The sequence below is a fragment of the Microbacterium sp. NPDC079356 genome (genome assembly GCF_049545465.1).
Lineage (GTDB): Bacteria > Actinomycetota > Actinomycetes > Actinomycetales > Microbacteriaceae > Microbacterium > Microbacterium gawkjiense.
Genome location: NZ_JBMWDN010000001.1, coordinates 431,529 through 452,585 on the forward strand (window position 1 = coordinate 431,529; position 21,057 = coordinate 452,585).

General features: G+C 70.6%; 22 protein-coding genes. 14 read left to right on the top strand and 8 right to left on the bottom strand.

Features of this window, described 5'->3' with window-relative positions; genetic code table 11:
• Window positions 1-317 precede the first annotated feature (317 nt).
• Window positions 318-1,376, bottom strand: coding sequence for a DUF4349 domain-containing protein (locus tag ACPEH0_RS02140; RefSeq protein ID WP_366213128.1), 1,059 nt, complete (start codon window positions 1,374-1,376; stop codon window positions 318-320).
• On the bottom strand, window positions 1,373-1,933 hold the full coding sequence (locus tag ACPEH0_RS02145; RefSeq protein ID WP_366213127.1) for an RNA polymerase sigma factor: 561 nt from the start codon (window positions 1,931-1,933) through the stop codon (window positions 1,373-1,375). The genes ACPEH0_RS02140 and ACPEH0_RS02145 overlap by 4 nt, the downstream gene beginning before the upstream one ends.
• 104 nt (window positions 1,934-2,037) lie before the next feature.
• Here ACPEH0_RS02145 and ACPEH0_RS02150 point away from each other — a divergent pair, with 104 nt between their 5' ends.
• Complete coding sequence (locus ACPEH0_RS02150) at window positions 2,038-3,123, top strand: TerC family protein (RefSeq protein ID WP_366213126.1); 1,086 nt, start codon at window positions 2,038-2,040, stop codon at window positions 3,121-3,123.
• Window positions 3,124-3,131: 8 nt separating this feature from the next.
• Here the strand turns inward: ACPEH0_RS02150 and ACPEH0_RS02155 are convergent, their stop codons facing one another.
• Both ACPEH0_RS02155 and ACPEH0_RS02160 read right to left on the bottom strand, forming a co-directional pair.
• Window positions 3,132-4,442 (bottom strand): LLM class flavin-dependent oxidoreductase, encoded by a 1,311-nt coding sequence (locus ACPEH0_RS02155; protein WP_366213125.1) that lies wholly within the window; start codon window positions 4,440-4,442, stop codon window positions 3,132-3,134.
• On the bottom strand, window positions 4,439-5,755 hold the full coding sequence (locus ACPEH0_RS02160; protein WP_366213124.1) for an O-acetylhomoserine aminocarboxypropyltransferase/cysteine synthase family protein: 1,317 nt from the start codon (window positions 5,753-5,755) through the stop codon (window positions 4,439-4,441). The genes ACPEH0_RS02155 and ACPEH0_RS02160 overlap by 4 nt, the downstream gene beginning before the upstream one ends.
• 226 nt (window positions 5,756-5,981) lie before the next feature.
• Between ACPEH0_RS02160 and leuC the strand changes: the two genes are divergently transcribed.
• The 6 genes from leuC to ACPEH0_RS02190 all read left to right on the top strand — a co-directional run bounded on the left by leuC (window position 5,982) and on the right by ACPEH0_RS02190 (window position 12,336).
• A complete protein-coding gene (gene leuC, locus ACPEH0_RS02165) occupies window positions 5,982-7,424 on the top strand; it encodes a 3-isopropylmalate dehydratase large subunit (RefSeq protein ID WP_253035165.1) in 1,443 nt (480 codons plus the stop codon).
• A 1-nt stretch (window position 7,425) separates the two neighbouring features.
• Window positions 7,426-8,022 carry a 3-isopropylmalate dehydratase small subunit gene (gene leuD, locus ACPEH0_RS02170; RefSeq protein ID WP_359917748.1) on the top strand — a complete coding sequence of 199 codons (597 nt, stop codon included), beginning with the start codon at window positions 7,426-7,428 and terminating at the stop codon, window positions 8,020-8,022.
• A 65-nt stretch (window positions 8,023-8,087) separates the two neighbouring features.
• The gene (gene murA, locus ACPEH0_RS02175; protein ID WP_366213123.1) at window positions 8,088-9,452 is read left to right on the top strand and encodes a UDP-N-acetylglucosamine 1-carboxyvinyltransferase; all 1,365 of its coding nucleotides are present in this window, start codon (window positions 8,088-8,090) and stop codon (window positions 9,450-9,452) included.
• Complete coding sequence (locus ACPEH0_RS02180; protein WP_217532066.1) at window positions 9,449-10,219, top strand: lysophospholipid acyltransferase family protein; 771 nt, start codon at window positions 9,449-9,451, stop codon at window positions 10,217-10,219. Before murA ends, ACPEH0_RS02180 begins: the two co-directional genes overlap by 4 nt.
• Window positions 10,209-11,351, top strand: coding sequence for an NAD(P)H-dependent glycerol-3-phosphate dehydrogenase (locus ACPEH0_RS02185; RefSeq protein WP_217532064.1), 1,143 nt, complete (start codon window positions 10,209-10,211; stop codon window positions 11,349-11,351). Before ACPEH0_RS02180 ends, ACPEH0_RS02185 begins: the two co-directional genes overlap by 11 nt.
• A complete protein-coding gene (locus ACPEH0_RS02190; protein WP_366213122.1) occupies window positions 11,257-12,336 on the top strand; it encodes a D-alanine--D-alanine ligase family protein in 1,080 nt (359 codons plus the stop codon). Before ACPEH0_RS02185 ends, ACPEH0_RS02190 begins: the two co-directional genes overlap by 95 nt.
• Window positions 12,337-12,342: 6 nt before the next feature.
• On the opposite strand, the gene ACPEH0_RS02195 is transcribed toward ACPEH0_RS02190, so the two are convergent.
• A complete protein-coding gene (locus ACPEH0_RS02195) occupies window positions 12,343-12,819 on the bottom strand; it encodes a DUF3515 family protein (RefSeq protein WP_217532060.1) in 477 nt (158 codons plus the stop codon).
• Between the two features lie 22 nt (window positions 12,820-12,841).
• Here ACPEH0_RS02195 and thiL point away from each other — a divergent pair, with 22 nt between their 5' ends.
• Complete coding sequence (gene thiL / locus ACPEH0_RS02200) at window positions 12,842-13,813, top strand: thiamine-phosphate kinase (protein ID WP_217532058.1); 972 nt, start codon at window positions 12,842-12,844, stop codon at window positions 13,811-13,813.
• On the opposite strand, the gene rsmD is transcribed toward thiL, so the two are convergent.
• Window positions 13,783-14,370 (bottom strand): 16S rRNA (guanine(966)-N(2))-methyltransferase RsmD, encoded by a 588-nt coding sequence (gene rsmD / locus ACPEH0_RS02205; protein WP_217532056.1) that lies wholly within the window; start codon window positions 14,368-14,370, stop codon window positions 13,783-13,785. The genes thiL and rsmD overlap by 31 nt on opposite strands.
• Window positions 14,371-14,414: 44 nt before the next feature.
• On the opposite strand from rsmD, the gene ACPEH0_RS02210 reads away from it, so the two are divergent.
• Genes ACPEH0_RS02210 through mutM form a run of 6 tightly spaced genes read left to right on the top strand, consistent with a single transcriptional unit; the run spans window position 14,415 to window position 19,539 of the window.
• Window positions 14,415-16,562, top strand: a complete 2,148-nt coding sequence (locus ACPEH0_RS02210) for an ATP-dependent DNA helicase RecG (protein WP_359917764.1) — start codon at window positions 14,415-14,417, stop codon at window positions 16,560-16,562.
• Window positions 16,563-16,600: 38 nt separating this feature from the next.
• Window positions 16,601-17,098 (top strand): pantetheine-phosphate adenylyltransferase, encoded by a 498-nt coding sequence (gene coaD, locus ACPEH0_RS02215; protein ID WP_217532052.1) that lies wholly within the window; start codon window positions 16,601-16,603, stop codon window positions 17,096-17,098.
• Window positions 17,099-17,154: 56 nt separating this feature from the next.
• The gene (locus ACPEH0_RS02220) at window positions 17,155-17,712 is read left to right on the top strand and encodes a YceD family protein (protein WP_253035192.1); all 558 of its coding nucleotides are present in this window, start codon (window positions 17,155-17,157) and stop codon (window positions 17,710-17,712) included.
• A gap of 2 nt (window positions 17,713-17,714) precedes the next feature.
• Window positions 17,715-17,924, top strand: coding sequence for a 50S ribosomal protein L32 (gene rpmF, locus ACPEH0_RS02225; protein WP_018188062.1), 210 nt, complete (start codon window positions 17,715-17,717; stop codon window positions 17,922-17,924).
• A 10-nt stretch (window positions 17,925-17,934) separates the two neighbouring features.
• Entirely contained in the window at window positions 17,935-18,627 is a 693-nt protein-coding gene (rnc, locus tag ACPEH0_RS02230) for a ribonuclease III (RefSeq protein ID WP_311862286.1), read from the top strand.
• 6 nt (window positions 18,628-18,633) lie between these two features.
• On the top strand, window positions 18,634-19,539 hold the full coding sequence (gene mutM, locus ACPEH0_RS02235) for a bifunctional DNA-formamidopyrimidine glycosylase/DNA-(apurinic or apyrimidinic site) lyase (RefSeq protein ID WP_366213121.1): 906 nt from the start codon (window positions 18,634-18,636) through the stop codon (window positions 19,537-19,539).
• Here the strand turns inward: mutM and ACPEH0_RS02240 are convergent.
• Complete coding sequence (locus ACPEH0_RS02240; protein ID WP_366213120.1) at window positions 19,536-20,627, bottom strand: GNAT family N-acetyltransferase; 1,092 nt, start codon at window positions 20,625-20,627, stop codon at window positions 19,536-19,538. The genes mutM and ACPEH0_RS02240 overlap by 4 nt on opposite strands.
• A 57-nt stretch (window positions 20,628-20,684) precedes the next feature.
• A complete protein-coding gene (locus ACPEH0_RS02245; RefSeq protein WP_366213119.1) occupies window positions 20,685-20,942 on the bottom strand; it encodes a hypothetical protein in 258 nt (85 codons plus the stop codon).
• Window positions 20,943-21,057: the final 115 nt, after the last annotated feature.

A 21,057-nucleotide genomic window follows, 5' to 3' on the forward strand; every position in this document is an offset into this window, starting at 1 on the left:
CCGGGAGCGTCTCGGCTGGCGCCACTTTTGGACCGTCGTCACAGCCGCCACAAAGGCGGCATAAAAGCTTCCGGCAGCGGGCGGTAATTTGCCCATTTGCCCACAATTTGCCCACACTCGAAAACAGCATGTACCGGTAGGTACCATCCATAAACCGCATAAATTCACGGTTTTCAAGCCTCGCGACACCCACGGAAAACGCTGAAAAGGCCCTCTCACGGCGGTAACGCGGGTTCGAATCCCGCTGGGGTCACCAGACAGACGACACCCCCGACCACCAGGTCGGGGGTGTCGTCGTTTCGGCGCGTCGCGGCATCTCAGGCCTCCGGCGATCCACTCCGCACCCGTGCTCGGCGTCGTGCCCGGCGCACCACCTGGACGACGGCGAGGACGATGCCGGCGACGACGAGCCAGGGGAGCAGGAATCCCAGACCCAGGACGATTCCGTTCAGTGTCGCGACGAGCGCATTCCATCCGGTCGCGAAACCGTCGCCGAAACCCTGCGGGTCGGCGGCGACGACCTCACCCGGCTCGGTGACGGTGATCGTGGCGCTCGAGAGGGCGACGTCGTCGGCCAGCGCGTCGGACTGCGCCCGGAGCGAGTCGAGCTCCGCCTGTCGCTGCGAGAGCGCCTCCTCGGCGGTCAGCAGGTCGGCCGTGGTGGCGGCATCCGAGATCAGCGACTCCAAGCGGTCGACGGAGGTCTGCAGCGCCGAGATCCGTGCGCGGAGGTCGGTCGACTGGGCGGTGACGTCCTCTCGCGAGATCTCCGAGGACCGGACCTCGCCCACGTCGTCGAGATCGGCGAGGAAGTCGCTCAGCGTGTCCGCCGGCACGCGCACGGTGATCCAGGTGCCGTCCGCAGAGGAGGTCGCGACGTCGCCCGACGACTCCGCGGACGACGCAGCCGAGACGTTCATCGACTCGACGTACCCGCCGGCCGTGTCGGCGCGGTCACCGATCTCCCTGGCGGCGGTGGCCGGGTCTCCTGCTTCGAGGACGGTCGAACTGGTCGCGACGACCTCGCGCCCGGTGGCGGCGGTCGAGCCGTTCTCCTCCGCGACACCGCCCCCGTCGCCCCCGAGGTCCCCGTTCGCTTCGGGTGCGACGGCGCCGCCGGCACCCTCGTCGTACAGCCCCACGGATCCGCCCGCGCTGCTGCCCGCCCCCGTGCCGCTCAGAGCGGGTCCGACGAACCCGGCGACCACGATGACCGCGGCCGCGGCGCCCGTGTACCCCCAGGCACGTCGCCGCCGGCGCTGCGACTGCTTCGTCGAGCGCGAGACCTCGGCGCGGATGTCGGCGAACAGCGCGGCCTCGATGTCGTCCTGCCGCTCGGATGTGAGTTCGGGGAGCTCGAGGTCGGGCCCGGTCATGATCCCTCCGATCCGACGATGGCGCGCAGCTTCGTGCGCACCCGCGAGAGGCGGTTGCGGACGACCGCGTGCGAGATCCCGAGCTCCGCGGCGGCGGCGGCGTACGCGTAGCCTTCCGTCGCGCACAACCGGAAGATCTGCTGGTCGAGGGGGGAGAGGGTCCCGAGCTCCGCCATCACACGCTCGGCCAGGTCCCCGCCGATCACCTGATCCTCGACGTCGACCGTGGCCGGGAGCGTCTCCTCGACCGCCCCGGCGGTGTGCAGCCGGTCGCGGCGCTGCCGCCGCATCCGGTTCGCGCTCTGGAACCGGCAGATCGTGACGAGCCACGGCAGCAGCGATTCGCTGACGAGATCGAGCGTCGGCAGTCGCCGCCACGCGACCAGGAAGGTCTCCTGCATGACATCCTCCGCATCGGCCGTGTTCCCGAGGAGGCCATGGGCGAGCCAGTACACCGGCCTCGCGTAGGCGCGGTACAGCTCGCGGAAGGCCTGCTGATCGCCACCCGCGGCGGCGGCCACCAGGTCCGCGTCACGCCTCGCGAGCGGGTCGGCCATGGCATCCTCGTTCGTTCTGTCGATGGGGGAGTGTCGCGTCGCGGGGGATCGTCTCAGGCACCTCAAAAGGTACTCTGGGGGACGCCCCCGCATGAAAGGCCCTCATGGAGCTCCCCCTCTGGTTCGAGGTCGGCTCGCTGGTCGTGCTGACTCTCATCCTCGTCGCCGACCTGCTGCTGATCATCAAGCGTCCGCACGTCCCCTCGACGAAGGAGTCGACGCTCTGGGTCGTCTTCTACGTGGCCCTCGCGCTCGTGTTCGCGCTGATCATGCTGGTCGTGACGGACGTCGACTACGCCGGTCAGTTCGTCGCCGGCTGGCTGACGGAGTACAGCCTGTCGATCGACAACCTGTTCGTGTTCGTCCTCATCATGAGCCAGTTCTCCGTGCCGCGCGCGGCGCAGCAGAAGGTGCTGATGGTGGGCATCATCATCGCGCTGATCCTGCGCGGCATCTTCATCCTCCTCGGTGCCGCGATCATCGAGCAGTTCAGCTGGGTCTTCTACCTCTTCGGGCTCTTCCTCATCTACACGGCCTGGAAGCAGGCCTTCTCGAGTGAGGACGACGAGGACGAGGAGAAGAAGGAGAGCTTCGTCGTCCGCCTGCTCCGCCGTCGCATGTCGATCAGCGAGGAGTACGACGGCGCGAAGGTGCGCACCGTCATCGACGGCAAGAAGGTCTTCACGCCGATGATCATCGTGTTCGCCGCCCTCGGCATGACCGACCTGCTCTTCGCGATCGACTCGATCCCTGCGATCTTCGGCATCACGCAGAGCGCCTTCATCGTCTTCACCGCGAACATCTTCGCCCTGATGGGCCTGCGGCAGCTCTACTTCCTGCTCGGCGGTCTGCTCGACCGGCTGAAGTACCTGCACTTCGGCATCGCGTTCATCCTCGCCTTCATCGGCGTCAAGCTCGTCCTGCACGCGATGCGCGAGAACGAGCTGCCGTTCATCAACGGCGGCGAGCACATCGAGTGGGCGCCCGAGATCTCCACGTGGGTGTCGCTCGGGGTGATCGTGGCCTCGATGGTCGTCGCGACCGTCGCCAGTCTCGTCGCCGCGCGTCGGGAGGGGCTGCGCGAGCCCGTTCCGGCGACGGGACCGACGCCCGTCGGCCACGCCGAGGACGTCGCCGCCGAGCAGGGCACGCCTCCGACCGTCGACCCCCGCCCGTCGCGGGAGGACTGAGGGGCGCCTCAGAACGGTCGCAGGTTCGCCCGGAGGGTCGGTTCGTACTCCCGGCGCAGGATGCCGCGGCGTCGCAGGATCGGGACGAGCTCGTCGAGCGTGCGGTGCACGGTCACGGGGTGCAGGTCGCCCCAGAGCAGCACGCCGTCGTTGCCCCACGCGCCGTACTCCTCGATGCGGTCGGCGAGCTCGTCGGCGGTCCCGACCCAGCCGGAGCCGTCGCTCAGACGGCCGAGGCGTGCGTGCGCCGCGAGGATCCGTCGCAGGGGTGCGTCGTCGTCGTGGTCGCCCACGAGTCGGCGGATGCTGCCGTGCGAGACGTGATCCCCGAAGATCCCCCGATCCAGGGGCCGGTCGAGGTCCAGGGTCGTCAGGTCCGTCTCGAGGTCGCTCGACTGCCGTTCCGCGATCCGTCGGAGCGTCGCATCGTCCGGTTCGAGCGAGGCGGCGACGATCCGGTCCGCCTCCTCCGCGGAGGAGACCACGACCGGCTGGATGGCGAAGAGGATCGTGATGTCCTCGGCCAGCCGACCCGCCGCGACCGCGGCGTCGTGGATGCGGCTGCGGTAGCCGCGGACGGAGTCCTCGGTCATCGGCGCGAGAGCGAGCTGCACGTCGGAGTTCGCCCCGGCGAAGCCGAGGCCCCGCGGTGAGCCGCCCGGAGACACGATGACGGGTTCCCCGTCAGTGAACGGGATCGCGTTGAGGGGGCCGTCGAACGCGTAGTACTCACCGCGGTGGATTGTCGGTTCGAGCAGAGTCCCGTCCGCGTACCGGCCGGCGGCGGGATCGGCGATGAGCGCTCCGTCGGGCCAGCTCCGCCAGAGCGCCCGTATCGCCGACATCCACTCCTCGGCGCGGTCGTACGCGGCGTCGTGACCGAGCTGCGGAGAGGTCGAGAAGTGGCGGGCGCTGCCGGTGTCGGTGACGACGTTGAGTCCGAGGCGGTGCCCACTGAGGTGCTGCAGCGTCGCGAACTGCCGGGCGGCGGTGTAGGGCAGGGTCGCGGCGGGGTTCACCGTCGGGACGATGCCGATGCGCTCGGTGGCGGCGAAGAGGTACGGCGCCAGCAGCAGGGGGTCGAGCTTCGGACCGCCGAAGGCCTGGCGCACCCGCAGGTCGATCGTCTCGGCCGAACCCAGCGACGGCGCGTCTTCGACGATGAGCAGATCGAACCCCGCCTGCTCGAGGGTCCGGACGGCGTCCTGGTACAGCGCGGGGGAGGTCCAGTCGTATCCCCAGTCGAGGTACGGGTGGCCCCATCCGTGCGGGCCGAAGCCGCGCGCGAGGAACCACCCGAAGTGCTGCGGGCGGCTCATGCGAGCACCCCCGCATCGTGCCGGACGGCGGATGCCGCTGCCGCGAGCGCCTGGTCCAGATCGGCCAGCAGGTCGTCGAGGTCCTCGATGCCGATGGACAGCCGCAGCGTGCCGGGGTGGACGCCCAGGGCCGCGCGCTCGGCGGGGGAGCGCCGGGCGTGGCTGGTCGTCGCCGGATGCAGCACGAGCGAGCGGACGTCGCCGAGGTGTGTCATGTGGGTGATCACCGAGACCGCTTCGACGAACGCCCGCGCAGCCGGCAGCCCGCCGCGGAGCGTGACGGTGAAGACGGAGCCGAACCCGCCGCGGAGGGAGGTCCGCGCAAGGTCGTGGGTGGGGTGCGAGGCGAGCCCGGCGTAGTCGACCGACGCCACCTCGGGGCGGTCGGTAAGCCACCCGGCGATGGCGAGCGCGTTCTCCGATTGGCGCTGCACGCGGAGGCTGAGCGTCTCGATGCCCTGACCGATGAGGAATGCGGTCAACGGGGAGGGCGTCGGCCCGTACCGCGGTGCGACGCTCTCCCGCAGGTGGGCGATGCGCGCGCGCCCGCCGTAGCGCTCCCAGACGCTCGGCGTGCCCGCGCCGCTGTCGACGAGGTGCGGGAAGAGGCGGCCGGAACGGGATGCGTCGAACCGTCCGTCGTCGACGATCACGCCCCCGAGCACGGCGCCCTGCCCGGCGAGGAACTTGCTCGCCGAGTGGACGACGATCGCGGCGCCGTGTTCGAGGGGACGCAGCAGATACGGCGTCGCGAACGTGTTGTCGACGATGAGGGGGATGCCGGCGGCGTCGCCGATCGCGGCGACCGCCGCGATGTCCAGGACGTCGTTGCGGGCGTTGGCGATCGACTCGCCGAGGAGCACGCGCGTCTCCGGGCGGATCGCGCGGCGCCAGGCATCCGGGTCGTGGATGTCGTCGACGAAGGTCGTCTCGATCCCGAGTCGGGCCAGGTTGTCGACGAGCAGGCCGCGGGTGCCCTCGTAGATGTGCGTCGAGCTGACGATGTGCGATCCGGCGCTGACGAGCCCGAGCAACGCGACGGCGAGGGCGGCCTGTCCCGACGCGAGGAGGACCGCCTCGGCACCGCCCTCGAGCGACGCGAGCTTGCGCTCGACGGCGTCGACGGTGGGGTTGCCGGTGCGGGTGTACCCGTACCCGTCGCCGGCACCGAAGTGGGCGGCGGCGTCGTCGAACGAGTCGAAGGTGAAGCCTGCCGTGAGGTGGATCGGCAGGGCGCGCGGGGTCGCCGTCGCGGCATCCGTCCCCACGTGGACCTGTCGCGTCGTGAACCCTCCGGTGGTCCGCTCCGTCATCGTCGTCTCCTGTCCCTCAGCGCACACAGCGTGCCATGTGGCGGCGCGCGAGCCCCGATCGTGAGACGCGGTGTTACGCCGCCCGCTCGTCTCGCCCCGTCCGGGCCGGTGGTAGTCTGGCGCGGTGCGGACCGCTCGACTCCTTATCGGCCGCGACGAGACCTCGCTCTGAGCCCTCTCTCGTCGCGGAGGCTGTCGCGGGCGCCATCCGACATCAGGAGACACCATGAGCACGATTCCCGACCGTCCGCGGACCCTCGCCGAGAAGGTGTGGGACGACCACCTCGTCGTCAAGGGTGAGGACGGCAGCCCCGACCTCATCTACATCGACCTCCACCTCGTCCACGAGGTGACCAGCCCGCAGGCCTTCGACGGCCTCCGCGCCGAAGGTCGCCCGGTGCGCCGCCTCGACCTCACGATCGCGACCGAGGACCACAACACCCCGACGCTCGAGATCGACAAGCCGATCGCCGACCTCACGAGCCGCACGCAGATCGAGACCCTGCGCCGCAACGCCGCGGAGTTCGGGGTGCGGCTGCACTCCCTGGGCGACAAGGAGCAGGGGATCGTCCACGTCGTCGGCCCGCAGCTGGGACTGACGATGCCGGGCATCACCGTCGTCTGCGGCGACTCGCACACCTCGACGCACGGTGCGTTCGGCGCCATGGCGTTCGGCATCGGGACGAGCGAGGTCGAGCACGTCCTGGCGACCCAGACCCTGCCGCTGAAGCCCTTCAAGACGATGGCCATCACCGTCGAGGGCACCCTCAAGCCGGGGGTCAGCGCGAAGGACATCATCCTGGCGATCATCGCCAAGATCGGGGCCAACGGCGGGCAGGGGTACGTCCTCGAGTTCCGCGGCTCCGCCATCCGTTCGCTCTCGATGGAGGGCCGGATGACGATGTGCAACATGTCCATCGAGGCCGGCGCCCGCGCGGGGATGATCGCGCCCGATGAGACGACGTTCGCCTACGTCAAGGACAAGCCGCACGCACCGCAGGGCGCGGACTGGGACGAGGCGGTCGCCTACTGGCGGACCCTGCCGTCAGACGAGGGAGCCGTGTACGACGCGGAGGTCTTCCTCGACGCCGACGAGCTCGAGCCGTTCGTCACCTGGGGCACCAACCCGGGTCAGGGCGTGACCCTGAGCGGTGTGGTCCCCGATCCGGCCGAGATGACCGACCCCAACGAGCGCGCCGCCGCGGAGCGCGCCCTCGAGTACATGGACCTGACCCCCGGGACCCCGCTGAAGGACGTGCAGGTGGATGCCGTCTTCATGGGCTCGTGCACGAACAGCCGCATCGAGGATCTCCGCCAGTTCGCGTCGATCGTCCGGGGCCGGACCAAGGCGGACGGGGTCCGCGTCATGGTGGTGCCCGGCTCGGCGCGCGTCCGGCTGGAGGCCGAGGCGGAGGGGCTCGACAAGGTCTTCACCGACTTCGGCGCCGAGTGGCGTTTCGCCGGATGTTCGATGTGCCTCGGGATGAACCCCGACCAGCTCGCCCCGGGGGAGCGGTGCGCCTCGACGAGCAACCGCAACTTCGAGGGACGCCAGGGCAAGGGCGGTCGCACGCACCTCGTCTCGCCCCAGGTCGCCGCCGCGACCGCCGTGCTCGGCCGCCTCGCGAGCCCGAGCGATCTCGACGCACTCGCACTGACGGAGGCCTGACATGGAGAAGTTCACCCGCCACACCGGTGTCGGCGTCCCGCTGAAGCGATCCGCGGTCGACACCGACCAGATCATCCCGGCCGTCTACCTGAAGCGCGTCACCAAGACCGGCTTCGACGACGCGCTGTTCGCCAACTGGCGGCAGGACCCCTCATTCGTCCTCAATCAGGACGCGTACCGGAACGGCTCCGTCCTCGTCGCCGGACCCGACTTCGGCACCGGGTCGAGCCGTGAGCACGCTGTGTGGGCCCTCCGCGATTACGGCTTCCGTGTGGTGTTGAGCACCAAGTTCGCCGACATCTTCCGCGGCAACGCCGGGAAGCAGGGACTCGTCACGGGTGTGGTCACCGAGGACGTGCTCGAGGCGATCTGGGCGGCCCTCGAGGCGGAGCCGGGGCGCGAGGTGACCGTCGATCTCGAGACACGCACGGTGCAGGTCGGCGACGTCCAGGCCCCGTTCGACATCGACGATTACACTAGGTGGCGGCTTCTCGAAGGGCTCGACGACATCGGGCTCACCCTGCGCAGCGAAGACAAGATCGCGCAGTTCGAGGCGCGCCGCGAGGCGTGGCGGCCGCGGACGCTCCCCGTCCGCTGATCGGCCCGCGCCCCGCACAACGGGGCCGACCACGCTTCCTCGACACCAGTAATGAGGTCCCACCGATGAACACACTTCTCAGCGACTCCGCGTCGACTCCCGCCAGCGGCGGCAGCGCCGGTCAGACGCTCCGGATCCGCGGCGGTCGACCGCTGCGCGGCCGCGTCGAGGTGAAGGGGGCGAAGAACCTCGCCACGAAGGCGATGGTCGCCGCCCTCCTGGGAGAGACGGCGAGCATCCTCCGGGACGTGCCGGACATCAGCGACGTCCACGTCGTCCGCTCACTCCTCGAGGTCCACGGCGTCCACGTCGAGGACCTCGAGGACGGTGTGCTCCGACTCGACCCGAGCGGTGCCGTCTCGGCGCACATGGAGGAGATCGACGCGCACGCGGGGGCCTCCCGCATCCCGATCCTGTTCTGCGGTCCGCTGCTGCACCTCCTCGGCCAGGCCTTCATCCCCGACCTGGGCGGATGCCGCATCGGCGACCGTCCGATCGACTTCCACCTCGACGCCCTCCGCTCGTTCGGTGCCATCGTCGACAAGCTGCCCAGCGGCATCCGCCTGTCGGCTCCCGACGGCCTGCACGGCGCGAACATCGAGCTGCCCTACCCGAGCGTCGGCGCGACCGAGCAGGTGCTCCTGACCGCGGTTCGCGCCAAGGGCACGACGGAGCTGCGCAACGCCGCCATCGAGCCCGAGATCATGGACCTGATCGCCGTCCTCCAGAAGATGGGCGCGATCATCTCCTACGAGCCCAACCGGGTCATCTTCATCGAGGGCGTCGAGTCGCTGCGCGGGTACGACCACCGCAGCATCTTCGACCGGAACGAGGCGGCGTCCTGGGCGGCGGCCGCCCTCGCGACCGACGGCGACATCTTCGTCGGCGGAGCCAAGCAGCAGGAGATGCTGACGTTCCTCAACGTCTTCCGCAAGGTGGGCGGCGACTTCGACATCGCCGAGGACGGCATCCGCTTCCGTCGCGGCGGCCCGCTGAAGTCCGTCATGGTCGAGACCGACGTGCACCCCGGCTTCATGACCGACTGGCAGCAGCCCCTGATCGTGGCGCTCACGCAGGCCGAGGGCGAGTCCGTCGTCCACGAGACGGTGTACGAGAACCGTCTCGGCTTCACGCGTGCCCTCGTCCAGATGGGCGCCGACATCGTGGTGCACCCCGACGGCATCGCGAGCTCCGACCGCCGCGTGCCGCGTCGGGCGCTCGAGCAGGCGGCCGTCATCAACGGCCCGACCCCGCTGCACGGCGCCGACGTCGTCGTGCCCGACCTCCGCGGCGGGTACTCCTACGTCATCGCCGCCCTGGCGGCCGAGGGCGAGTCGACCGTGCGCAACATCGGGATCATCCGTCGCGGCTACGAGAAGTTCCTCGAGAAGCTGACCGATCTCGGCGCCGACTTCGACGTCACGGAGTGAGCGCGGTGGCTCCTCGTCGCCGCGCCTCCCCGGAGAAGACCCGCCCGAGCGTCTTCTGGCCGGCGGCGATGATCGTCGTACCCGCGACCGGCTGGTTCGCGAAGATCGAGATCGAGGGCGGCGAACACCTTCCCCGCGAGGGCTCCTACATCCTCGCGCCCAACCACTACAGCGAGTTCGATCCGGTGATCCTCGCCGTCGCGACATGGCGGCTCGGCCGTGCCCCGCGCTTCATGGCCAAGGAGAGCCTGTTCCACGTTCCCGTTCTCGGCTGGCTGCTGCGGGCGACGGGGATGGTGCCGGTGGCCCGGGCATCCACCTCCGCCGCGGCGAAGCAGACCCTCGCGCAGTCGAACGCCCTGGTGGCGGCGCAGCGCGGCGTCATCGTCTACCCGGAGGGGTCGCTCACGCGCGACCCCGACATGTGGCCGATGCGCGGCAAGACCGGCGCCGTCCGGCTCGCGCTGTCCGCGCCCGAACCGCTGCCGGTCATCCCCGTGGCGACGTGGGGCGTGCAGGAGATCCTGCCGCGGTACGGCCGTCTGCGCCTGTGGCCGCCGCGTCGCCGCGTCCGCGTCCTGCTGGGCCCGCCCGTCGACCTGTCCGCCTTCACCGACACCACGCTGGCGACGCTCACCGCGGCGACGGATGCCGTCATGCGCGACATCTCGATCCTGCTGGGACGCCTGCGCGGCGTCCAGCCTCCCGCCGAGCGGTGGAACCCGGCCCAGCACGGTCAGAAGGAGACGGGTCGCCTTGACTCCTAGGGAAGCGTCGCGCCGCGAGGCACCGGCGCCCCGCGTCGCCGTGCTCGGTTCCGGAAGCTGGGGGACGACCTTCGGCAAGGTGCTCGCCGACGGCGGCGCGGACGTCGTCATGTGGGGCCGCCGCGCCGAGCTCGCCCACGAGATCCGCGAGGGCAAGCGCAACTCGCAGTACCTGCCCGGCATCAACCTGCCGCGCGGGCTGTCGGCCACCCACCACCTCGCTGAGGCGCTGGACGGTGCGACGCAGGTCTACATCGCGATCTCGAGTCAGGCGCTCCGTCAGAACCTGAAGGGCGTCCGGCCTCTGCTCGCGACGAACGACGCACCGATCGTGTCGCTCATGAAGGGCGTGGAGAAGAAGACCGGGCTCCGGATGAGTCAGGTCCTCGAGCAGGAGCTCCACTGCGATCCCGCGCGCATCGCCGTGGCATCCGGACCCAACCTCGCCCTCGAGATCGCACGCGAACAGCCGACGGCAGCCGTCATCTCCTCGTCGAGTCAGGAGACCGCCGAAGCCGTCGCCCGCATCTCGCGCAACCGCTACTTCCGCACCTTCGTGAACACAGACGTCATCGGGACCGAGTTCGGCGGCGTGCTGAAGAACCTCATCGCCGTCGCCATCGGCATCGTCGACGGGGTCGGCTACGGCGAGAACACCAAGGCGTCGATCATCACGCGTGGTCTCGTCGAGATGACCGACTTCGCCGTCGCGCAGGGCGCGCAGCCCGAGACCCTGCAGGGCCTCGCCGGTCTCGGTGACCTCATCGCGACGTGCCAGTCCCCGCTGAGCCGCAACAACACGGCGGGCCGGCTGCTCGGCCAGGGGTACAGCTTCACCGAGGTCGTCAAGCAGATGGACCAGACGGCCGAGGGGCTCGCATCGGTGGCACCGGTGCTGCAGTTGGCCCGCGAGGCCGGCGTCCACATGCCGATCGTCGAGCAGGTCAAGATGGTCCTCGACGGCACGATGAATCCGCGCGACATCGCACCGCATCTCACGACGGATGACGACGAGCCCACCGAGGAGAGGACTCAGAATGGTTCAGGCGGCAGTGGTTCTGCTTTTCGGCGGGCGTTCCAGCGAGCACTCGATCAGTTCCGCCACGGCGGGGGGCGTCCTCCGCGCGATTGACCGCGAGCGCTACCGGGTCATCCCGGTCGGGATCACCCGCGAGGGTGCGTACGTCCTCGAGGACGACGATCCCGACAAGTTCGCCCTGAACGCCGATCGGCTGCCGGAGGTCGTCGACAACGGCACCCGCATCGTATGGCCGGAGTCGACCGTCGAGCGGGAGCTCTCAGTCCGTCGCCCCGACGGGACCGTCGACTCCCTGGGCGACATCGACGTCGTCTTCCCGATCCTGCACGGCCGCTTCGGCGAGGACGGCACGGTGCAGGGGTTCCTCGAGCTCCTCGACCTGCCGTACGTCGGTGCGGGCCTGCTGATGTCCGCCATCGGCATGGACAAGCACACCACCAAGAGCATCCTCCAGGCGGCCGGAGTGCCCGTCGTCCCGTGGGTCACGGTGACGCGGGCGGGCCTCGAGCGCGACGGCGACCTCTGGCGCCGCCGCATCCGCGGCCTCGGACTGCCGGTGTTCGTCAAGCCCGCGCGTGCGGGATCGAGTGTCGGGGTGTCCAAGGTCTCCGACTGGGACGAACTGGATGCCGCGCTCGAGACCGCGTTCGCGGAGGACTCGAGCGTGCTCGTCGAGCAGTCCGTCACCGGCCGCGAGATCGAGTGCGGCGTGCTGCAGGGGCGCGACGGCGGCGACCCGCGAGTCAGCGTCGCCGGCGAGATCGTCGTCAGCGGTCGGGCCTTCTACGACTTCGAGGCGAAGTACCTCGGCGCCCCCGGCATCGACCTCGTCTGCCCCGCGGAGCTCCACGACGGCGAACTCCGCGAGATGCAGCGGATCGCCGCCCGTGCGTTCGAGGCGGTCGGAGGGCGGGGGCTGTCGCGGGTCGACTTCTTCTACACCGGCACCGAGTTCTTCGTGAACGAGGTGAACACGATGCCGGGGTTCACGCCGATCTCGATGTTCCCGACGTGCTGGATCGAGAGCGGGCTGAGCTATCCCGAGCTCATCACCGAGCTGATCGAACTGGCGCGCTGATCCATCTCACGGGACGAGGTCGGATGCCGCGACGCACTGTCCCGTGGTCTCGAACCGCTTCGTGATGAGGCGGCTGACGGCGCTCACCGGACCGCTCGAGCTGACCTCGTCGTAGTCGATGATGAGCTGGATCGCCGGTTCGCGGCCGTAGGTCGTGATGCGGTACAGCGGTGCCCGCGAGTCGTCGACGACCCAGTCGACACCGTCGACCGTCACGCAGGGAAGCTCCGACGGACCGAGGGGCGGGACCCCGCACGCGAGCTGCACGGTCGTGGGGTCGCCCCAGGCGGCGGTCGACTGCGCGTCGGTCCAGCGCCGCGGCTGGTCGCCCAGGTCGTCGGGCAGCCGCACCATGACCTCCGCGCAGCGCGGGTCGTCGGCTCCGGGGGCGGCCTCGAGCGCCACCGTCGACGAGCACCCCGACAGTGCCGCGACACCGGCGACGAGGAGGGCGAGCGCGACGGTCGAGCGGGTCCGGGGCATCGCTCCAGACTACCGTGGAGCCATGGGTGAGCTCCGTGTGCGCGACGTCTCCGAGGCGGAGCTGCTGCGCCGCATCCTGCGCGTCCTCGGACCGCTTTCGCGCGCCGAGGTGGGCCCCGGTGACGACGCCGCGGTCCTGGCCGTCCCGGGCGGCCGCGTCGTGGCGACGACCGACACCCTCGTCCACGGTCCCGACTTCCGATTGGCGTGGACGTCGCCGCGGGACCTCGGGTACAAGGCCGCCGCCGTCAACCTGGCCGACGTCGCCGCGATGGGCGCGCGTCCCACGGCTCTGCTCGTCGCCCTGGCCCTGCCGGACTCCCTCCCCGCCGCCTTCGTCGACGACCTCGCGACAGGGTTCCGCGACGCGCTCGACGAGCTGGCACCCGGGTGCGCAGTCGAGGGCGGGGACCTGACCGTGTCCGACACCCTCACCGTCGCCGTCACCGCCCTGGGCGTCCTGGACGGCGTCTCGCCCGTGCTCCGCTCCGGAGCGCGGCCGGGTGACGACGTCGCCGTCGCGGGCGGCCTCGGCGCGGCGGCCCGCGGCCTCCGCCTGCTGTTCACCCGCTTCCGCGACGACGAGGGACGCCCGGTCGCCGTCGACCTCGCTGTCCTCACCGAGCAGGAGCGGCGGGACCTCTCGGCTCAGCTCCGGCCGCAGCCGCCGGTGCGGCTGGGGCTCGCTGCCGCGCGAGCCGGCGCGACCGCCCTCATGGACGTCTCGGACGGCCTCGTCCTCGACGCGACCCGACTGGCGGACGCCTCCGAGGTGACGCTCCTCATCGAGGCGGACCTCGATGACGACGCGCTCTCCGGCGGCGAGGACCACGCGCTGCTCGCGTGCTTCCCGGCCGGCACCGCGCCTGCCGGCTTCACCGTGATCGGTCGTGTCGCGCAGCGGCGGGAGGTGCCCGTCCTGATCGGGGGCGTCGCGCCGGACGGCCGCGGCGGGTGGGATCCCTATTCGGACTGGGATGCGGCGCTCGGCTGACCCGAGCGAGCGAGCCACCACAGCGACGTGTCGCCGTACTTCTTGCTGCGGTCGACGACGAGACCGTCGGGCAGGAGCGGTTCGCCGGAGCGCGTCGCGCGTTCGACGACGACCGTCGCGGCGGGGGTGAGCCGCGGCACGAGCAGCCCGAGCGTCGCCGAGACCTCGGCATCCGTCATGTCGTAGGGCGGGTCGACGAACACGAGGTCGAACGCGGGTCCGCCGGCCCGCAGGAACGCGTCGGCGGCGGACCGGTGCACGGTCAGCCGGCGCCCCGGGAGGCTGGGACCCACGGCGCGGACGTTGCGGTCGATGACGGATGCCGCGCGCGGCGCGCGCTCGACGAGGTCGGCCGACGCGGCCCCGCGGCTCACCGCCTCGAGACCCAGCGCTCCCGACCCCGCGTAGAGGTCGAGCACGGCTGCCCCCGCGAGCAGGTCGCCGGCGTCGAGGGCGCCGAAGAGCGACTCGCGCACGCGCTCGCTCGTCGGCCGCGTACCGGCGCTCGGCACGACCAAGGGTAGTGAGCCGGCGTCTCCCGCGATGATCCTCGTCACCCCGCCACGATAGCGGCGTCCGCGCCCGCTCCTAGACTCGAGGCATGCCGTCGTACTCGCTCGCCACACCGCTCGCCGAGGCGGTCGGCGACACGCTGGCGAAGGGGCTGCGTCGAGCGTTCCAGATGACCACGGTGGGCGACCTGATGGCGCACTACCCGCGACGCTTCGCGAGCCGCGGCCAGTTGACACCGATCGCCCAACTCCCGGTCGGCGAGCTGGTGACGATCGTCGCCGAGGTGCTCTCGGCGACGACACGGCAGATGCGCGGTCGTCGCGGCGAGATCGTCGAGGTCCTGATCGGCGACGGCAACGGCACGATGTCCCTGACGTTCTTCGGGCAGTCGTGGCGGGTGAAGGACCTGCGTGCCGGGCGCCAGGGGATCTTCTCGGGCAAGGTGGGGGAGTACCGGGGGCAGAAGCAGCTGACGCATCCCGACTACGAGCTCTTCGACGACGAGGGCACGGCCCGGCTGAGCGCCGAGGCGTGGCACAACGTCCCCATCCCGATCTACCCGGCCACGAGCACGTTCTCCAGCTGGCAGGTCAAACGCTGCGTCGACCAGGTGCTGACCGGGCTCGGCGAGGTGCCCGAACCGCTCCCCGATGCCTTCCGCGCCGCGCAGGGCCTGCTCGACGCCCGGACGGCGCTCGTGCGCATGCACGCACCGGAGTCCTTCGACCAGATCGGTCCGGCGCGCGAGACCCTGCGGATGCACGAGGCGTTCGTCCTGCAGGCGGCGCTCCTGCAGCAGCGGCAGTTCGTGCGCATGATGTCGGCGACCGCGCGCCCCGCGGGCGACCTCCTCGAGCGTTTCGACGCCGCGCTGCCCTTCGAGCGCACCCCCGACCAGCACACGGTGGGTGACCGCATCGCGGCGGACCTCGTCGGCGAGTGGCCGATGAACCGGCTCGTGCAGGGGGAGGTCGGCTCCGGCAAGACGCTGGTCGCGCTCCGCGCCATGCTCCAGGTCGCCCAGTCGGGCGGCCAGTCCGCGCTCATCGCCCCCACCGAGGTGCTGGCGGCGCAGCACGTCCGCTCGATGGCACGCATGCTCGGACCCGCTCTCGCACCGGAACTGATGCCGACACTCCTCACGGGTCAGCAACCCGCCGCGGAACGCCGTCGCGCCGCCCTGCGGGTGGCGTCGGGCCAGGCGCGCATCGTCGTCGGGACGCACGCGCTCCTCAGCGAGTCGACGACGTTCGCCGACCTGGGTCTCGTCGTCGTCGACGAGCAGCACCGGTTCGGCGTCGATCAGCGCGAGACCCTCCGCGCGAAGGGAAGTTCCCCGCACGTCCTCGTGCTCACGGCGACGCCCATCCCTCGCACCGTCGCGATGACGGTGTTCGGCGACCTCGACGTCTCGACGATCCGGACGATGCCGGGCGGCCGGGCGGGCATCTCGACCTTCGTCGCGCCGGTGGGGGAGAAGCCGGGCTGGTTCGCGCGCGTCTGGGAGCGCGTGGCCGAGGAGGTGCGGCTCGGACGGCAGGCCTTCGTCGTGTGTCCGGCGATCGACGCGTCGACCGAGACGGACGAGGACGAACCCGTCGAGGAGGCCGAGCCCGGCCGCACCCGCTGGGGCGTCCTGCAGGCGGCGGCGCTCCTCGAGAGCCACCCGGACTACCGCGACATCCGCGTCCAGATCCTGCACGGCAAGATGCCCGCCGATGAGAAGGATGCCGTGATGCAGGCGTTCGCCCGCGGCGACATCGACGTGCTCGTCGCGACCACCGTGGTCGAGGTCGGCGTCGACGTCCCCAACGCGTCCACCATGGTCATCCTCGAAGCAGACCGCTTCGGGGTGTCCCAGCTGCACCAGCTCCGCGGTCGCGTCGGCCGCGGTGCGGTCCCCGGGCTCTGCATCCTCGTCACCGAGGCCGATCCCTACACCCCGGCCCGCGCTCGCGTGGAGGCGGTCGCGGCGACGACGGACGGTTTCGAACTCGCCGAGGTCGACCTCGACCTGCGGGGCGAGGGGGACGTGCTGGGCGATGCGCAGTCGGGCGTCCGCTCGTCTTTGCGGCTGCTGCGTGTCGTGGCGGATGCCGATCTGATCGCCACCGCCCGCGCCGAGGCCGAGCGTCTTCTCGCGGAGGACCCGGCCCTGGATCGCCACCCGGGCCTCGCTGCGGCCATCTCCGGGCGCGTGAGTCACCGCGAGCGTGCCGCCCTCGCGAAGAACTGACCCGCTCCACGTCGTGTCGCATCGTTAGGCTCGTCGATATGAACAACCGGATCGCCGTGGTGCCCGGCTCCTTCGACCCGCCGACGCTCGGCCACCTCGATGTGATCCGACGCGCGGCCGCCCTCTACGACCAGCTGCACGTCCTCGTGGTCCACAACCCGGGGAAAGAGGCGATGCTCCCGATCGCGCAGCGACTGACGCTGCTCGAGCAGTCCATCGCCGAGAGCGACATCGAGGGTGATGTCGTTGTGGCGGCATGGAGCGTCGGGCTGCTCGTCGATTACGCGACGGACGTGGACGCGGGGGTGCTCGTGAAGGGGATCCGTTCGCAGGTGGATGTCGCCTACGAGACGCCCATGGCGATCGTGAACCGCCACCTCGCCCACGTGGAGACCGTGTTCCTGCTGCCCGATCCCGCGCACGCGCTCGTCTCGAGCTCGCTCGTGCGCCAGGTGGCCTCGCTCGGCGGTGACGTGTCCCCGTTCGTCCCGGCTCCGGTCGCGCGATTCCTCGACACGGGAGCCCACCCCGCCTGATCCGGCCCGCCGGCGTCCGCGCACGCGTACGATGGACGACCGTGGTCAGAAAGCGTGTGAGCGGTCCGTTCGTCCTCCCCGTCCGCGACATCGTCCGGGCTCCCGGTGAGATGCGCGAGTTCGAACTGCGGGTCCCCGCACCGGAGAAATGGGGAGAGGGCCTCGCCTTCGTCCGCGCGGGGGGAGAGGTCGAGGTCGACGTCCGTCTCGAGTCGGTGCACGAGGGCATCCTGGTCACCGCCGAGATCGCCACGACCTACGACGGCCAGTGCAGCCGTTGCCTCGTGGACCTGACACACCCCCTCGAAGTCGAGTTTCAGGAGCTCTTCGGGTATTCTGGGGATGAAGCGACTGACTTCGAGGTTCAAGACGACCACGTGGATCTTGAAACTCCTGTCAGGGATGCGATCGTCCTGTCGCTTCCGTTCCAGCCGGTGTGTCAGCCGGATTGCCCCGGACTAGATCCGTCCACGGGCGAGAGGCTGACCGGAGCACCGGTCCCGGAGACTCAGATCGACCCGCGCTGGAATGCGCTGGCCGCCTTGTCGGCCCGAACCCCAGACCACGACGACGAGGCCACGCGCCCCGACGCCGACGACACAGAGAAGAGCTGACCATGGCAGGTAACCCCCCGAAGCGGAAGGTCTCCCGCTCCAACACCCGTTCGCGCCGCGCGCAGTGGAAGGCCGAGGCCCCCACGCTCGTCAAGACCATCGAGAACGGCAAGGTCGTCTACAGCCGTCCCCACCAGGCGAAGGTCGTCACCGACTCGCAGGGTACGGAGCTGTTCCTCGAGTACAAGGGCCGCAAGGTCGCCGACATCTGATCGTCGCGTCGTGACGGACGCCGCCACCGATCACTCGGTGCTCACACACAAGCTCGGGGTCGAGATCGACCCCGAGCTTGTGTCGCTTGCGTTGACCCATCGTTCGTACGCGTACGAGCACGGCGGTATCGCGCACAACGAGCGTCTCGAGTTCCTCGGCGACTCGATCCTCGGCATGGCCGTCACCGTCCACCTTTATCGGACGCACCCCGACCTGGATGAGGGATCCCTCGCCAAGCGGCGGGCGAGCGTCGTCTCGACCGTCGCTCTCGCGGAGGTCGCCCGCGGCATGGGCCTCGGTGCGCACCTGCGGCTCGGCCGGGGCGAGGACCAGACCGGCGGGCGCGATAAGGATTCGATCCTCGCCGACACCACCGAGGCGCTCATCGGGGCCGCCTACCTGTCCGCCGGAATCGAAGCGGCGACCGCTCTCGTCCTGCGACTGGTGTCCCCGTTGATGGCGGATCCCGAGCGGTACGGCGCTGCGATGGACCCGAAGACGAGCCTGCAGGAACTCGCCGCGCGCCTGGGCTATGCGGCACCGACGTACAGCGTCGAGGCGGCGGGACCCGATCACCACCGGGTGTTCACGGCGACGGTGGCCGTCGGCGAGGTCGCGCGGACCGGCGGCGGTTCGAGCAAGAAGCAGGCTGAGATGGCGGCAGCGCTCTCGGTCTGGCGCGAACTCTCCGCGCGGGCCTGAGTCCCCGTGCCCGAACTGCCCGAAGTCGAGGTCGTGCGCGCCGGTCTCGTCCCCGCTCTCGCCGGCGCTCGCCTCGACGCCGTCACCGTTCTGGACGCCCGGTCCCTCACCCGTCACCCGGGCGACGCTCCCGACTTCGAAGCGCGGCTGACGGGTCGGCGCGTCGACGCTGTGGTCCGCCGCGGCAAGTTCCTCTGGATGCCGCTGGCGGATGCCGGTGCGGAACCGGCCGAGGCGATCGTCGGTCACCTCGGGATGAGCGGGCAGATGCTGCTGCGCGAGCCCGGCACACCGACACTCCGCCACGAGCGGATCCGCTTCGAGGTGCGGCATCCGACCCACGGTGAGATCGCGGTGGTCTTCGTGGACCAGCGGACTTTCGGCTCCCTGGCGATCGATCGGCTCGAGCGCACCCTCGACGGGGCCGCGGCAGGACGGGGGAGCGGCATCTCGCTCGTCCCCACGCAGGTGGCGCACATCGCCCGGGATCCGCTGGACCCCGCGTTCGACGATCGCGCGTTCCGGACCGCGCTCGGGCGGACGCGCTCCGCAGTGAAGCGTGCACTGCTCGATCAGACCGTCGTCAGCGGAGTCGGGAACATCTACGCCGACGAGGCGCTGTGGGCCGCGCGGCTGCATCCGGAACGCCCCGCGAACGAGCTCCCGACGCGCGCCGTCACCCGCCTGCTCGGCGAGGTCCGGGCCGTGCTGGACCGGGCCCTCGCCGAGGGCGGGACGAGCTTCGACGCGCAGTACGTGAACGTCAACGGACAGGCGGGATACTTCGCCCATTCCCTGAACGCCTACGGGCGGACGGGTCAGCCCTGCCCGCGCTGCGGCACGCCGATCGTGCGGGTGAGCTTCACCAACCGATCGAGTCACTACTGCCCGCGGTGTCAGCGACGCAATTAGTCGAGGACCTTTTTCCAGGCGCCGATGTACGCCGCCGGCTCGAAGCCGATCGTCTCGTTGATGCTGAGCATCGGACGGTTCTCCTCGGCGTTCCAGGTGACGATGCGGGAGGACCGGGGCATGACCTCTCGCCACCGGAGGATACCCGCGCACTTCACCAGCTGCCCGAGGCGGTGCCCCCGATGCTCACGGAGCACGAGGGTGTCCATCTGCTGCGTCGCCGCGGTCGGGTCGACGCCGGAGCAGAGCTCGTTGAACGCGACGACCGTGCCGGTCGCCTCATGGACGGCCACCGTGACGAGCACCATCTGTCCGCCGTCGACGAAGCGGGCGTCGTGGCGCGCGAGGCGCTCGACGTCCCAGGTCTCCTCGTCGATCTCGAGCCCCGCCGCCGGGGCGTCCGTCGACATCCGCGACTTCGCCCAGGCGAAGCTCTCGCGGTAGGCCTCGGGAGTCGGGAGCATCCACTGCTCCACGCGGTAACCGTCGGCATGCGATCGGGCATCGGCGAGGAGGTCTCGCACGCTCGGCAGTGCGGGTTCGATCTCGAGCACGCTCTTCCGGTCGACCTGTTCGAGCGTGTACCCGTGGCGTCGGAAGTAGCGCGCAGGACGGTCCAGCGGGATCTCCCCGGAGCCCGTCGGCGCGGCGAGCCGTTCCGAGGTCGCACCGGCGTCGGGCTCGGGATGCTCGGCCCATGCCTGCAGGACGGTGCGTCCCGCGTCACGGGCGGTGCCCTCGACGACGGCGTGAAGCGCACCGCCGATGCCCCTGCCCTGGACCCGCTCGAGGAGTTCGACGGTCCAGTAGGCGACCTGCGACCCCTCCTCAGCGGGGAGGTCGACGATGACGCGCCCCACCACCTGGTCCTCGACCAGAACGATCCAGCTGCGCTTGTCGTTGTCCGGGTCGGGTTGGAAGTGGGGGAGCAGTTGGGCCGGTGTCACGGCTTCATCGTCGTTGTCGCTGATCTCGCGGTAGATCTCGTTCCGGACGTCGACCATGGCGACGAAATCGGCGGCATCCGAGGCATCGACGCTGGCCGGTACGACGAGGGGGCGCAGTTCGAAGGGGACTGACGTTGTCATGAGGGACTCTTCTCTGAGAGGTGCGGGGGCCGCGAGCGGGTCGCGGCCCCCGGGGTGTCATTGACGCGGAGCGAGGAGCGCACGACGGCGTTCCCACTCGGCTTCCCGCGCCTCGCGAGCGAGACGCTGGGCACGGCGGGCATGGACGGCCGCGCGATCCGGGCCGGGGCGCGTGCTCCACAGGAGCAGCGCGACGGCCAGTCGCAGGGCGATCCGGTCGAGGAACGTCTGACGGGCGGAGGTGCCCGTCGAGGTGGGATGCTGCAGCGCGGCGAGGACCGCCGAGGTGCGCTGCGGCGCGGTGAGGGTGGACATGAGTGATCTCATTTCGGAAGGGATGGATGCCGCGGAGCGCGGCGGAGGATCGTGCCGCAGCACGAGAGGACACGGGGACGCACGGGCACAGAGGCCCGGCATCCGGGAGGGGACG

Coding starts and splice junctions, on each gene's coding strand:
- ACPEH0_RS02140 (WP_366213128.1), bottom strand. CDS start 1,376: ATGACCGGGCCCGACCTCGAGCTCCCCGAACTCACATCCGAGCGGCAG.
- leuC (WP_253035165.1), top strand. CDS start 5,982: ATGAGCACGATTCCCGACCGTCCGCGGACCCTCGCCGAGAAGGTGTGG.
- ACPEH0_RS02155 (WP_366213125.1), bottom strand. CDS start 4,442: ATGAGCCGCCCGCAGCACTTCGGGTGGTTCCTCGCGCGCGGCTTCGGC.
- ACPEH0_RS02160 (WP_366213124.1), bottom strand. CDS start 5,755: ATGACGGAGCGGACCACCGGAGGGTTCACGACGCGACAGGTCCACGTG.
- rpmF (WP_018188062.1), top strand. CDS start 17,715: ATGGCAGGTAACCCCCCGAAGCGGAAGGTCTCCCGCTCCAACACCCGT.
- coaD (WP_217532052.1), top strand. CDS start 16,601: ATGAACAACCGGATCGCCGTGGTGCCCGGCTCCTTCGACCCGCCGACG.
- ACPEH0_RS02150 (WP_366213126.1), top strand. CDS start 2,038: ATGGAGCTCCCCCTCTGGTTCGAGGTCGGCTCGCTGGTCGTGCTGACT.
- ACPEH0_RS02195 (WP_217532060.1), bottom strand. CDS start 12,819: ATGCCCCGGACCCGCTCGACCGTCGCGCTCGCCCTCCTCGTCGCCGGT.
- leuD (WP_359917748.1), top strand. CDS start 7,426: ATGGAGAAGTTCACCCGCCACACCGGTGTCGGCGTCCCGCTGAAGCGA.
- ACPEH0_RS02210 (WP_359917764.1), top strand. CDS start 14,415: ATGCCGTCGTACTCGCTCGCCACACCGCTCGCCGAGGCGGTCGGCGAC.
- ACPEH0_RS02190 (WP_366213122.1), top strand. CDS start 11,257: ATGGTTCAGGCGGCAGTGGTTCTGCTTTTCGGCGGGCGTTCCAGCGAG.
- thiL (WP_217532058.1), top strand. CDS start 12,842: ATGGGTGAGCTCCGTGTGCGCGACGTCTCCGAGGCGGAGCTGCTGCGC.
- ACPEH0_RS02145 (WP_366213127.1), bottom strand. CDS start 1,933: ATGGCCGACCCGCTCGCGAGGCGTGACGCGGACCTGGTGGCCGCCGCC.
- murA (WP_366213123.1), top strand. CDS start 8,088: ATGAACACACTTCTCAGCGACTCCGCGTCGACTCCCGCCAGCGGCGGC.
- ACPEH0_RS02245 (WP_366213119.1), bottom strand. CDS start 20,942: ATGTCCACCCTCACCGCGCCGCAGCGCACCTCGGCGGTCCTCGCCGCG.
- ACPEH0_RS02240 (WP_366213120.1), bottom strand. CDS start 20,627: ATGACAACGTCAGTCCCCTTCGAACTGCGCCCCCTCGTCGTACCGGCC.